13 protein-coding genes and 1 pseudogene are annotated in these 11,714 nt (G+C 54.7%); 3 read left to right on the top strand and 11 right to left on the bottom strand.

Annotated elements, in window-relative coordinates; all coding sequences use genetic code 11:
- Positions 1 to 236 precede the first annotated feature (236 nt).
- Positions 237 to 404 (bottom strand): annotated as a pseudogene (locus FB597_RS20500) (IS21 family transposase); the annotation flags it as partial.
- Between the two features lie 61 nt (positions 405 to 465).
- Positions 466 to 1,326 (bottom strand): site-specific integrase, encoded by an 861-nt coding sequence (locus tag FB597_RS11275; protein ID WP_183405762.1) that lies wholly within the window; start codon positions 1,324 to 1,326, stop codon positions 466 to 468.
- Positions 1,327 to 1,490: 164 nt separating this feature from the next.
- Between FB597_RS11275 and FB597_RS11270 the strand changes: the two genes are divergently transcribed.
- Together FB597_RS11270 and FB597_RS11265 are read left to right on the top strand one after the other, a co-directional pair.
- The gene (locus FB597_RS11270) at positions 1,491 to 1,814 is read left to right on the top strand and encodes a type II toxin-antitoxin system RelE/ParE family toxin (protein WP_141912153.1); all 324 of its coding nucleotides are present in this window, start codon (positions 1,491 to 1,493) and stop codon (positions 1,812 to 1,814) included.
- Positions 1,811 to 2,140: an addiction module antidote protein gene (locus FB597_RS11265; protein WP_141912150.1), complete on the top strand. Its 330-nt coding sequence runs from the start codon at positions 1,811 to 1,813 to the stop codon at positions 2,138 to 2,140. The genes FB597_RS11270 and FB597_RS11265 overlap by 4 nt, the downstream gene beginning before the upstream one ends.
- A 100-nt stretch (positions 2,141 to 2,240) precedes the next feature.
- Here FB597_RS11265 and FB597_RS20265 read toward each other — a convergent pair whose 3' ends face one another.
- Positions 2,241 to 3,104 carry a hypothetical protein gene (locus FB597_RS20265; RefSeq protein ID WP_183405763.1) on the bottom strand — a complete coding sequence of 288 codons (864 nt, stop codon included), beginning with the start codon at positions 3,102 to 3,104 and terminating at the stop codon, positions 2,241 to 2,243.
- A gap of 568 nt (positions 3,105 to 3,672) precedes the next feature.
- On the opposite strand from FB597_RS20265, the gene FB597_RS11255 reads away from it, so the two are divergent.
- A complete protein-coding gene (locus FB597_RS11255; RefSeq protein WP_141912147.1) occupies positions 3,673 to 3,972 on the top strand; it encodes a hypothetical protein in 300 nt (99 codons plus the stop codon).
- A gap of 176 nt (positions 3,973 to 4,148) precedes the next feature.
- Here the strand turns inward: FB597_RS11255 and FB597_RS11250 are convergent, their stop codons facing one another.
- The 8 genes from FB597_RS11250 to FB597_RS11215 all read right to left on the bottom strand — a co-directional run bounded on the left by FB597_RS11250 (position 4,149) and on the right by FB597_RS11215 (position 11,683).
- On the bottom strand, positions 4,149 to 6,269 hold the full coding sequence (locus FB597_RS11250; RefSeq protein ID WP_141912144.1) for a hypothetical protein: 2,121 nt from the start codon (positions 6,267 to 6,269) through the stop codon (positions 4,149 to 4,151).
- 179 nt (positions 6,270 to 6,448) lie between these two features.
- On the bottom strand, positions 6,449 to 7,834 hold the full coding sequence (locus FB597_RS11245; RefSeq protein ID WP_141912142.1) for a type II secretion system protein GspD: 1,386 nt from the start codon (positions 7,832 to 7,834) through the stop codon (positions 6,449 to 6,451).
- Positions 7,831 to 8,748 carry a zonular occludens toxin domain-containing protein gene (locus tag FB597_RS11240; protein WP_141912139.1) on the bottom strand — a complete coding sequence of 306 codons (918 nt, stop codon included), beginning with the start codon at positions 8,746 to 8,748 and terminating at the stop codon, positions 7,831 to 7,833. Before FB597_RS11240 ends, FB597_RS11245 begins: the two co-directional genes overlap by 4 nt.
- The gene (locus FB597_RS11235) at positions 8,748 to 9,026 is read right to left on the bottom strand and encodes a DUF2523 family protein (protein ID WP_141912137.1); all 279 of its coding nucleotides are present in this window, start codon (positions 9,024 to 9,026) and stop codon (positions 8,748 to 8,750) included. The genes FB597_RS11240 and FB597_RS11235 overlap by 1 nt, the downstream gene beginning before the upstream one ends.
- Positions 9,023 to 10,465 carry a virulence factor TspB C-terminal domain-related protein gene (locus FB597_RS11230; protein WP_144769571.1) on the bottom strand — a complete coding sequence of 481 codons (1,443 nt, stop codon included), beginning with the start codon at positions 10,463 to 10,465 and terminating at the stop codon, positions 9,023 to 9,025. Before FB597_RS11230 ends, FB597_RS11235 begins: the two co-directional genes overlap by 4 nt.
- A 4-nt stretch (positions 10,466 to 10,469) precedes the next feature.
- Positions 10,470 to 10,727 (bottom strand): hypothetical protein, encoded by a 258-nt coding sequence (locus FB597_RS11225; protein WP_141912132.1) that lies wholly within the window; start codon positions 10,725 to 10,727, stop codon positions 10,470 to 10,472.
- A 72-nt stretch (positions 10,728 to 10,799) separates the two neighbouring features.
- Positions 10,800 to 11,021, bottom strand: a complete 222-nt coding sequence (locus tag FB597_RS11220; protein WP_141912129.1) for a major capsid protein — start codon at positions 11,019 to 11,021, stop codon at positions 10,800 to 10,802.
- Between the two features lie 371 nt (positions 11,022 to 11,392).
- Positions 11,393 to 11,683: a hypothetical protein gene (locus tag FB597_RS11215; protein WP_141912127.1), complete on the bottom strand. Its 291-nt coding sequence runs from the start codon at positions 11,681 to 11,683 to the stop codon at positions 11,393 to 11,395.
- Positions 11,684 to 11,714: the final 31 nt, after the last annotated feature.

Below are 11,714 nucleotides of genomic sequence, written 5' to 3'. Positions count from 1 at the left end.
GCGTCGTGTTGCCACACGCGCCTTTTTTCATTGATCAAAATATCCTCCGCACACTGGGTAATAGAGGAAGGTAGGCCGCTACTCTATAAAATAAGATGGCCGCCATCTTTCACATTTCGCGCAAATTCCGTTTTTAATAGAAGGACGCCATGACATTGCAAGATGCCATGGATCGAGCAATCGGTGAGCGGACTGTTAATTTGCTCGCAGATTTGCCCCCCACCCCATTTGCCCCCCCATTGCCTGCTGAGGGCAGCCACCCGGTCATACGGCCCTTCATCTCCCAGTTCTCTCAAGTCCAGGAACATCTGTTTCAGGGTTCTTCTTTGCTTCCGAGAGTTGACCGCTTCCGCACTGAGTCAAGCGGAGAGCCTGGCGGTGAAGTCATCGAGCGAGCTTGGAGAACCCCCTTGGGGTTCGCGTACGCGGGCATTGCATGTTCACCTAAAAGTCGCTGGATGAATTTCAAATTTCGCTCATTTCAACGCAAGAGGGCCGCATCATCGTGGGAAGATTCGCTGCAAAAGTAGAAAGATTAAGTTGAGAAAAATGGGCGTATCTACGTACCATTTCAGCCGACTCCCATCCCCCTAATTCTTGCAACGCCAGAAGCGGAGTACCACTTTGCACATGCCAGCTCGCCCAAGTGTGGCGTAAATCATGCCATCGAAAATCCTGAATCCCAGCACGCTCCAACGCCTTATACCAAGCCGCTGTACTTGCTTGGACGATCTTGTTTCCCTTGTAGGTGAACACATAGACTGGATGCGTCCTATGCCGGGCTATCAGCACGCGCATCGCATCGTCATTCAAGGGGACGGTTTGCGGATTGCCGTTCTTCATATCTTCCCCGTCGAACCACGCTATCCGTCTTTTCATATCGACCTGCTCCCACCTCAAGCCTGTAACGTTGGCGCGTCGTAGACCAGTCGCAAGTGAAAATGCAGCCATAGCAGCTAAATGGGGAGGAAGTTCAGCAAGCAGCCGAACAGCCTGTTTAGGAGACAAGAAGCGAACCCGACGAACAGGCTCACGAAGCAATCGCACGTGAGGAGCCGCCGGCATCCACTCCCACTCAATCACAGCCATGCGCAAAATCGCTCGCAGCAGAGCCAGCATACGATTGACAGTTGCGTTTGATGCGCCACTAGCGATTTTTTTCGTACGTAAAGAAGCCACAACTTCGCGGTCAATATCCCGCAGGGGAATCCCACTAAGGAACCTGTTCAGCCAACGAATATTCGACTGGTCGGACTTCAACGACCGCTTGTCAGCCTTATCCTCTAGCCACTTATTGACAGCATCGTCCCATGTTTTACTGCCCATCACTTTTCAATCTCCATCCAAACAGCCCCAAAGAGTATTTCCATAATGGAACATAAGACATGAGAACAAAGCAATGTTTTCAAATTCCGAGAAATGGAGGTGACCGTTAACGGCGTCCCGAGTTGAGCATAGAAATTCTGTAGCTTTTAAGTTACAATGCGGGCATGATTGAATTGTTCCGATACCAGCGTGCCGATGGCCACGAACCACTCTCCGATTGGCTAGATAAGTTGCGCGACAAGATTGCCCAAGCCCGTATCCGAATACGTTTGCGCCAGATACAGGCCGGCAATTTCGGCGACTGCGAACCGGTCGGGGATGGCGTGATGGAGCTACGCGTGCATGTTGGAGCTGGATATCGTGTTTATTGCGGTCGGCACGGAAAAGCAGTTGTTATTTTGCTATGCGGTGGCGATAAGAAATCGCAGCAAACGGATATCAAGCTGGCCAAGGAATATTGGGTTGAATGGAAACGGAGGCAAACATGAACAAAGTGAAAGCAGCTACCTCTCATCATGACCGCGAGGTGGCCGAATTGCGTGCCGATCGTGAACTGGCCGTGGAATATCTAAAGGCGGCAATGGAATCGCTCGACAATCCGGATGATCGTGCTGCTGGTTTACTGGCGTTGCGCACGGTGGCGGAAGCTTACGGTGGTCTGGCCGCGGTGGCGGCTGAGGCTGGCATAAGCCGTGAATCGCTATACCGTACCCTTTCGCCGAAAGGTAATCCGACGCTGAAAACACTGCTGGCAGTTCTCAAGACAGTGGGAATGCGCTTGTCGGTCGAGCCGGAAAACCATGTGCATGTGTGATATGGCCCCTGACGTTGAAATCGAGAACTCTCCTTTTCTGTCTGCAGTCTATTCATGGCGCTGAAGGCAAACCATAGATGTGGCGGGATTCACTCCAAGTCTAGATCGTTCCAGCAGCAAACCAATAGAACGAATTAAGCCGGTCGTAGTATTGCGTGTAATCGCCGAAACCACGCATGGCGAACTCCTGCGCCACCAGCACCACGATGTCGAACGTATCCGTATCAGGCTTGAAGTAAATCTTGTACTGCCTCGGCTTGGGGATGCCCCTTGAAGACCAGTAGCTTTTCTTGTTGAAACGCGCCTCTTCCAGATTCTTGGAGACGTACTTGCTGATATAGCTGGCGATGCGATGCGCCGAGTTACGGCCACGCGGTCGTGTGAAATCAACATTGCCATTGTCCTTTCCGACGACACGACGCCACATCGAACGAATCAGGTTCCAACTCCGCACCCGGACACCGTGTTCGTTCTTCAACCATGCGGGGAACTGCTGGCATGCGATATGGACATGCAAGGCACCTCTCTGCTGCACTTCCAACGTGGCGACATAGTGGAACTCGCCCAGCGTACGCAGACGCTCCCGGAATGCCTTAAAGTCTGCCTCTACCCGTGCGTAATCCGTCATGCACTCCCGATAGGTCAGCGTGAGCAGGCAATCAGCCTCCAACATCTTCGCCAGCCTACGCACTTTTGTCTTTGCGCGGCGTGCCGCCACGGCCTTAGCTTTCTCATGATCACCCTCACCGCGCTTGGGCAATTCCCCGGCTTCCGTTGAGTGGTCAAATATCTGGCCATCGCTGTATGTCTGGTAGCCCTCATCAAGAAACACCTCGATACCCTTTGGAAATTCCGTTACTGTGAGCGTTTTCCAGCTGCGTTCGTCAACTCCGGAAAAATAGGAACCCAAAGACGCTTTCAGAGTTGCATTCGCTGCTGCCTTGTCTATACTCGCGGTAAGCACAATCCCTCCTAAATGCTTGGTTGTGTGAGCCCGGCAGCGTTGGCGCGCTGATCCGGGTATTTTTACGTCCCTACAAAGTCACTTCCCAACTCCCCGCAAAAGCGGTGTTTTCTCTCTTTTTCCTTAAGTGTTCTAGGTACAAGTCTAGGCGCTCGCTTCGCTCGCGCCGTCCGCGCAAGCTGCGGTCGGCGCGAGCGTTCGAGCACATGCAAGCACTCACCGCAACATCAACGACAACCCCGTACACCCTAATCAGTCGGCACAAGTGCCGATCCGGTTAGCCCGGTCCTCTCTTCGAACAAGCACCGCCGTTTTCCTGAGTTCCTCGCCTTATCGGTCAACGATAGGCGGCGCGTCTTTTGCTGCAAGGGGGTATTCGTAAAAGCGCATACCCCCGCGCTTTTACAAACCTTCCCCCTTGCAGCAAAAGCCTATTGCGCCGCCTATTCGATGACCGGGCGAAGAACTCGGGAAAACGGCGGCGGCATAGCGCAAACATGACCGCTCTAACCAACCCCAACGCGGGGCTCCGAATCTAGGAACCCGGTCAGCTTGAAAGGCGAACACCATGGAACAGATTGAATTGCCATTGCTTCACTTCCCTTACCAGCCTTACCTCGCGCACTTCAAGCGCACCCACAAGCCGCTGGCGCCATCGAACTTTGTCGTGCCCTGGAAGCAGCTTCGCTTGACGCTGTACGTGCGCAATCTTGTGCGCAAGGGCGCGGCCTTCATCTGGACACGTGCCGATGGCCGGCAATTCTTCTGCAAGACCATGCGCCAATTGGTGGCGCGCATAATGGACTATGATGGTCACATCTTGCATAGCATTTTTAAAGGGAATGGCAGGCTCATTAAGACGGTTTGAAGTAGGGATACTTGCAAAATGAGAAGAACCTCGTTTTCCCCTTCCCCTCTGGTGGTTGAGCGTATCCAATCCTGCAGGAACAAGAAGTCGGCATGCCCGTCACTCTCTCGGTTCTCGGTAAGCCTACCAATCACGACGATGCCCCCAAACGGGGAGCGAGAACGATATACGTACCCCTAGCTCGCCCGCTCGATCCGATTCTTGGCTCGCGGCCTCATTTTTCCATTGGTCGTCAAATAATTGCCCAATGATTTATACGTGACGCGCTCTTGCGCAGCAAAGTTCGCCAAGCCACCTGCCTTTTTAATTAGCCCTGGATTGGCCTCCACTTTCCGTAGCAGGTCGATAGTGATAGGGAGAAAATGCGATCCGTTCGCCGTGTCGAGTCGATTCCTAGCGTGCGGCTTCAGACTGCCATCTGCAGTGAAATAAGCGGTCAATGCAATATACGAGACGTTCTCCTGCGCAGCAAAGTTATCCAAGCCACCTGCCTTTTTAATTAGCCCTGGATTGGCCTCCACTTTCCGTAGCAGGTCGATAGTGACAGGAGGAAAATGCGATCCGTTCGCCTTTTTGAGTCGACTCCTGGCTAGCGGCCTCAGACGGCCATCAGCATTGAAATAAGTGGTCAATGTTTTATAATTGACGCGCTCTTGTACAGCAAAGTTCGCCAAGCCACCTGCGTCTTGAATTAGTCCTGGGTTGGCCTCCACTTTCCGTAGCAGGTCGATAGTGATAGGGAGAAAATGCGATCCGTTCGCCTTTTTGAGTCGATCCTTGGCTGGCGGCCTCAAAGTGCCATCGGCACTGAAATAATTGCACAATGATTTATATCTGACGCCCTCTTGCGCAGCAAAGTTCTTCAAGCCACCTGCGTCTTGAATTAGTCCTGGATTGGCCTCCACTTTCCGTATTAGATCAATGTTGATAGCAGCATACCTTTTGGAAATTTTTACAGGCGAAAGCATGAGTTGCGCATTCTCCGTATTGTCTGCGCTCCGCTTTCTCATCTTGGGCGGTGGCACTCCTTTCAGGGCATCTTTAATGACCTGAGGCGTTTCTGTCCGTGCCGGTCGTTGTGCTAACGCCGAGAGTTCAGGAGACTGGCATTCCGGTAAAACATCACGCAACATTTTCCGTGTTTCTGGCAATGGCGCCACGTTCTCCAGTCGCGCAGCAAAGTTATTCAAGCCACCTGCTTTTTGAATTAGCCCTGGATTGGCCTCCACTTTCCGCATTAGATCAATGTTGATAGCAGCATTCCTTTTGGAAATTTTTACAGGCGGAAGCATGAGTCGCGCATTCTTCGTATTGTCTGCGCTCCGCTTGCTCATCTCGGGAGGTGGCACTCCTTTCAGGGCATCTTTAATGACCTGAGGCGTTTCTGTCCGTGCCGGCCGTTGTGCTAACGTCGAGAGTTCAGGAGACTGGCACTCCGGTAAAACATCACGCAACATTTCCCGCGTTTCTGGCAATGGCGCCACGCTCTTCAGTCGAAACGGGGCGGAATGCGCAGCGAGTGAGCCTTTCGAAGTACCAGCCCTGTTTGCACTGTTGAGCAGATCTAGGCCTGGCTGCATCAGGTTGCCATTTGAATCCAAATAAGTAACCAATGTTGCATACATAACGCGCTCCTGCGCAGCAAATTCAGCGAGGCCACCTGCTTTTTGAATCAGCCCTGGGTTGTCCCGCACTTTCTGTAGTAGTGCAGTACTGACGTGAACAAAAGCGAAGCCATCCGCCAGGTGGATTCGATTCTTGGCTTTCTCCGTCAGGTCGCCATCTGGAGTTAAATAAGAGGCCAATTTTTCAGGCATAACGCGCTCCTGCGCAGCAAACTCATCGAAGCCACCTGCTTTTTTAATTAGCCCTGGGTTGGCCTGCACTTTCCGTAACAGGTCAATGCTGATAACAGTATTCCTTTTGGGAATTTTTACAGGCGGAAGAATGAGTGGCGCATTCTCCGTATTGTCTGCACTCTGCTTTCTCATCTCGGGAGGTGGCACTCCTTGGAGGGCGGCTTTAATGACTGGAGGTGTTTCTGGCGGTGACGGGCGTTGCGCTGACATCTCAGATTGCTGAGACATCCACTGCGCAAAAAGATCTTCCCCACGTTGTTGTGACCCTGGCTGGAAATACAACGGTTCAATGCCCAGCGGGACGGAGTTCACATCGCGTACGTTCTGCGCAAGAGACATGTGCGAAGAGGAAGCTCCCGCCACTGTCGGCAACGTTCCATGATTGGGCGCGTATGTTGGGCTTGGAAATTGGGGAATTGGAATGGCGGAAAAATACACACTCGCTCCTGACGCCGTGCTCACTACACAGCTTGTTTTTTATTGATCAAAATTTCCCCATCCATCTTTGAGTAACAGAGGGGGCATCCCCCCCATCCTATAAAATAAGATGCCTACCAGCTTTCATATTTCGCTCAAATCTTGTGTTTTGTATTGACGTGTTGAGGCACGTTGTCACGTTAAAGCCTCAGCACCTGCAACACCAATAGCACTTCCGTACGCCCCTTCGATGCGCTATGCCCGTCGAGGAAGCGTGGCAGCCAGCCGGGGCTATTCCTGGTCGCTGCATCCGTGTCCTGCACCAGACCACCCAACACGATGACTTCGCCGTCTTTCATACTCACCGTCGTTTGCATCTGCCGCGTGTTCTTCGTCGGCGAATTATTCACGCCCGTTGTCGTCGCCACGAAACTCGACATTTGTTCTTGCAACTCGACCTGAATCGCATCGGCCATGACGGTTGGCCGCACATCGAAGATTAATCCTGCATCCTGATACTGCACCGATTGCACCGGCGTCCCGCCCTGCCCCTGATAGCTGATACTGCCGAGCGTCGGCACCTGCGAGCCGACATTGAGCCGCACGCGGTCGCCCGACAGTACCCGGACATGCGGATCGCTGATTTGCGTGAATCGCGTATCAGCGTTGAGCGCCGAAATCACAAAATTCAGAGAACTGGACGAGAACCGCAGCGCAGTCGGATCGGTATCCGTTGGCCCGTTCGTGGCCGACAACGAACCGCCCACGCCGTTAAATAGCTTCGCCACCAGAGAAAACGCCGAGTTCTTGTCGGCCGTGTTGCTGACCTCGAACACCCAGCCACGCACCATTACTTCTCCCGGCTTTTGATCCAGTTCGGGTAGCAGCTTGACCAGGTCACGCACTTCCGAAGCTTTACCGGTGAACACCAGCTCATCGGCCTGCGACAGTTTGTCTTGAGGGAGGCGGAGTAAATCAGCCGAGGCCGCTGCGTCAGGTGTTTCTGCTGAAGGCGGCACCGCATCCGAGGCGGGCAGCATTCCGACTACTGTATCCGACGCATTAAAACGCCCAGCAAACAACGGCTGTAGCGCCTTGGCCAAGTACGCAGTCGTGCGGTAGCGAGGCCGATACACGAAGGTTTCCCGATCCACTGGTTCGCCTTCATTAGCGGGTTTCTTTGACACGAAATCTACGCCGTCGCGTGTTTCGACCTTGAACCCTTGCGAATCAAGGAACACCTTCACGAACGCACGTAAATCGCCCGCGGTGGCGTCATAGTTGAACGACACCAGCCGCGTGTCTTGTAAAACGTCTGAGTCGATCACGTGAGGCGTGCGCATCGCGTCGCCGTATAGCAAATCCACTAGTTGGCCGACGCTGACATAACGCAGATCGAACGCGCCGCTCTTCATGCGGTGCAGCGGCTTCAATGGGGACATGGGCGCAGCCTCGATTGCGGTGGGCGTCAGCACCGGCAGGGCCGGAACCGCTGTATTTGATCCCTGAGGTAACGGCGGCACGTCCGCTGCCATGACCGAACACGCCACCCAAACTCCGCACACTACCCCGATCAACCGTTTCATTTACCTACCTCCATTGCGTTCTTGCCCGCCCCGGTCCAAGTGGTCACCCGCTCACCGTCAACCACACCCGTGACGCCCAGCGTCTCACCCCGGAAACCTTGTGCAGATTCGCGCCGCAAGCGCCCTTGTGAATCCGTCAGCAGCACATACCCGCGCCCATCGATGGCGTACTGGCCCGCTACCCGCCATGTACCGGATGCCTTGCTCTTGTCCGTCCCGGCCTGCCCGGTTCCTGTGCCACCAGAAGCCCCAGAAACAGCCTCCAGCGATCCAGCACCACCCACGACGCCGAAGCCCGTCGAGACGCTATTAAATCCCTGCCACGCCATCGTCACGGCCACGACCAATGCAATCGGGATGATGAACAGCGCTTTCGGGATCACCGCCTTGGGCTTGGTGTGCAGCTCGGCGCTGGTGTACAGATCGAACACGTTCTTGGGGTAGCGCCATGGCGTCTTGACCGCATCGCGCAAGCCGCTATTGGGGTTATGTGCGTGATCCCATTGGTACAGCATCGCCCGATTCCCACCGAACAAGCGCCGCACGTGCACGTGATGCCCGACCAAATCGCGGATGGTCTTATTCATCCGGTTCGGATGCTGCGTAATGACGATCATGTCCACGCCAAAGTGGCGATGTACGTGCAGTTGCTCGATGGCCTCGGTCGGCTTTACTGAGGAGGAAACATTGGGCCAGATACGCTGCACTTCATCGATCACGATCAGATCGTTCGGTTGGCAATGCCGATGCCATTCCCGAATCCAATCGTCATCGACGGGTTCGTGATCGATCACCAGATCGCGGATGCCGTTGACAATGACCCGCCGCCCGGCCTTGACTTCTTTCTGTAACGACGAGACCGCCCACAAGGTCTTGCCGCTTCCCGGCACTCCGGTAACGAGTGTGATTGCCATTATTTGATAAAGAATTTCTTGAAGCCAGACGCACCTGCCAACGCGACACGTGCACTGATGCCGCCGCCGATGTAGCCCAACCCCTGAAAGATGCCGCCCAGCGCCAGCACATTGGCCAGATCGACCGGTAAGCCACCCACCGATGCGGTGAGCCAGCCCATGGCCTGATTCACGGCCAGATCGATGCCGCCTACGGTCAGTACACCGACGCCCAGCGCGATCAAGGCCCGAACGATCAACGGGCCGACCAGACTCAACAGCCATGATGCCCAGGTCATGCCGCCACTCCCAGGGCAACGATCAGCACGGCGCCTAGCGCGCACAGTGCCAGCACCAATGGCCGCAGGTCACGCACGACCGAGCAGAGCGGATCGAAGGAAAATGAATAGTCCTTGTCGAGGATGGTGACGACCTTTGGAGCGGGACATGCGCCATTGGCAGGCCCGATCTTCCAAGGCGTCATCGACACCTCGGTTGAGCTCGACGGAAGCGCAGGCGTATCGGGCGGCGGATCGCCCAGCGGCGCGCATGCCGAAATGAAGGGGAACAACTTGCACAATCCGGGACTGGGCGTTGGAGTTGGATCAGGTCTAGGATCAGGATCGGGCCAGGAATTGCGATTCACATTGATACCAATCGGAATGATTTTCGAACCCTCCGGCGAAATACGCTCTTGGACTACGTCATTCCAAGACAACATCGGCGCCGCAGATGCGATATCCGCCTCCGACACCGGATTGGCAGCTTCATAGGGCAGCCCGTCATAATCCGGTTGTGCGGCCGCTCGTTCCCAAAGCTTATCGACTACCGTCGCTAACAACACTGGCGGAACCGGTTCCCGCAACATCCCCGGCGCCAGCCGCAAATCCTTGAGATCGCCTTCCTGTTCGCCGATGTAAGCGAAATTGCGCCGGATGCTAGCAAAGCCCGTTTTCTCATAGGGATACCACCCCAATTGCTCCCCATCCGAATCAATCGCCAATGTTTCTCCTGAAACGTCGATTTGATACGTACCAGTCGAATACACACTCACCTGGTAAGTCATCTTGCGATATTCGTCTTTTGGGAAAAAATCAGGATCGGCAAGCCACTGCCTCGCATACTGAGCGGCACAATCTGATTCATCCACGCACCCGGCTACCCCATAGGAATTGCGCCAATGCCGTGCGTAATACTTGAACTGCGCAGGAACAGCGCGCTCTTCAAAATTGGTCCACGATCCGGGGTCAATCGGCTCGGTCGGTTCTTTCGGTGTCAACTTGAATTGCGGTTTTTGTGGTGTTCCGGTTTGCGTCAGCGTATAAATCCCCCAGCCTACTCCGCCCACCACGGCAAGCGCACCTAAACCAATCAGCGCACTCGCCCATACGGGCGCACCGAACAACGTTGCCGCAGTACCCGCTATAAAACTCGCATCGTTAGCCGCCTCACCGATAAAATTCGCCGTGCGAAGAAACTTGGCATCATTCGCAGCAACGTCCACTGCGCGACGCGCAAGATTTGACCTGACCGCACGCGCTACGAGTCGATTCATCGCCCCGCCAAACACAGGTTCGACCCACTGCGCTACCTGCGCTTGTGCGGCCTGCTGTTGCACCAGCATCGCTACTAAGGCAAATGCCATTACGATTTTTTTACACATGGCGCTCAACCAAACAGGATGAAACCGACAAGCCAGCACGTCGCAACCACAATCGCCACACATTCGTAAAACCATGTCATTACGTCTCTCCTGTCGAATTCAGAAAATCGCGGATCACCCTGACGCCCCACGCCACCGCCAGCACCCCGAGCATCGCCCCGCCGATTTGCAAACCAACCAACTCGCCACCCGGCACCGGTTGATCGCCGGCCAGCGTCGAAACTTGCACGTACAGCGTGTTGCCGTTCGAATCGTTGCCGCAGCTCACCTGCTGCGCATTGACGTAGGCATACGTCACGCCATCCACGCCACCCGGCCCGCATACGATTCCCGACATCGCCATCCACACCCCCACTCAGAAAAAAGGCGTCTAGTTACCCAGACGCCTTGCTCCTTCTCACACCACCGATTAACGGCCAATAAAACCCTTGACCGTGCGATAGCCCCACGCCACCACCACGACACTGAGCACCGCCGCGCCAATGGTCACGAGGGACACGCCTACGCCAGTGAGCGATGTAACAGCACTCGTCACATCCACTGTCGGCGCTGCGTCACCCGCCGCAAACGCTACCGTTGACACGCCTGCGGCACCTGCGGCTACCGCCGCTTTGTTGATCCAACTCTTCATCTAATCTCCTCTAGGTTACGGCCCCATCAAACATCGTTCCCGTGGGCCAAGTGAGAACGACGAACTTTCTGAATAGGTCAGGCGGTATCGCCGACACCAGGTTTATACCGAGAGCGGCCAGTGCTAATTTGACGAGCAGACTGCTGATGTAACCGATGAACAGGGAAAAGACGCACGCCACCCTCACGGCGATTTTCACGTCACTTCCCTGCATTCGATTTTCCGTTCTGCACCCCGGTATTGAAGCAATTGGACTGGCCGTTGCCGGAACTCGCGCTGAGTTTGCACATTGGATTTAGGAGCCAGAGTTGGTGGACGCCCATGACGCTTCGCTCCGAACATGTCCATCGTGAACTTACCCGCCGGTTGCTTCATTCCTCGTCCGTCTCGATCTTGCCGGCTGGAATAAGAGAGAGGATGCGCGGCACCACGATCCGATCATGAGTAACTTCCAGCTCAATATGGGCAAAGTAGAATCCTGACTGGGCCGTTTTCAGACCAGCAGCCAGAATCATCTCTCCACGTCTTTCGCCATCCTCAAAACCACTCACCACGCACTCCGCACGTAGCGAATCGAACGGCAATCCAGTTTTGGAATTGGTAGCAACGACGCTACGGACCTCCAAAATTTGAATCAGATGTTTCCTATCAATGTTGAGCACCTAAGCCTCCTAAAAGGAGCAGTGGGCAAAA

The sequence above is a fragment of the Herbaspirillum sp. SJZ099 genome (assembly GCF_007828355.1).
Lineage (GTDB): Bacteria > Pseudomonadota > Gammaproteobacteria > Burkholderiales > Burkholderiaceae_D > Herbaspirillum.
This window is presented reverse-complemented; position numbering and strand designations above follow the sequence as displayed.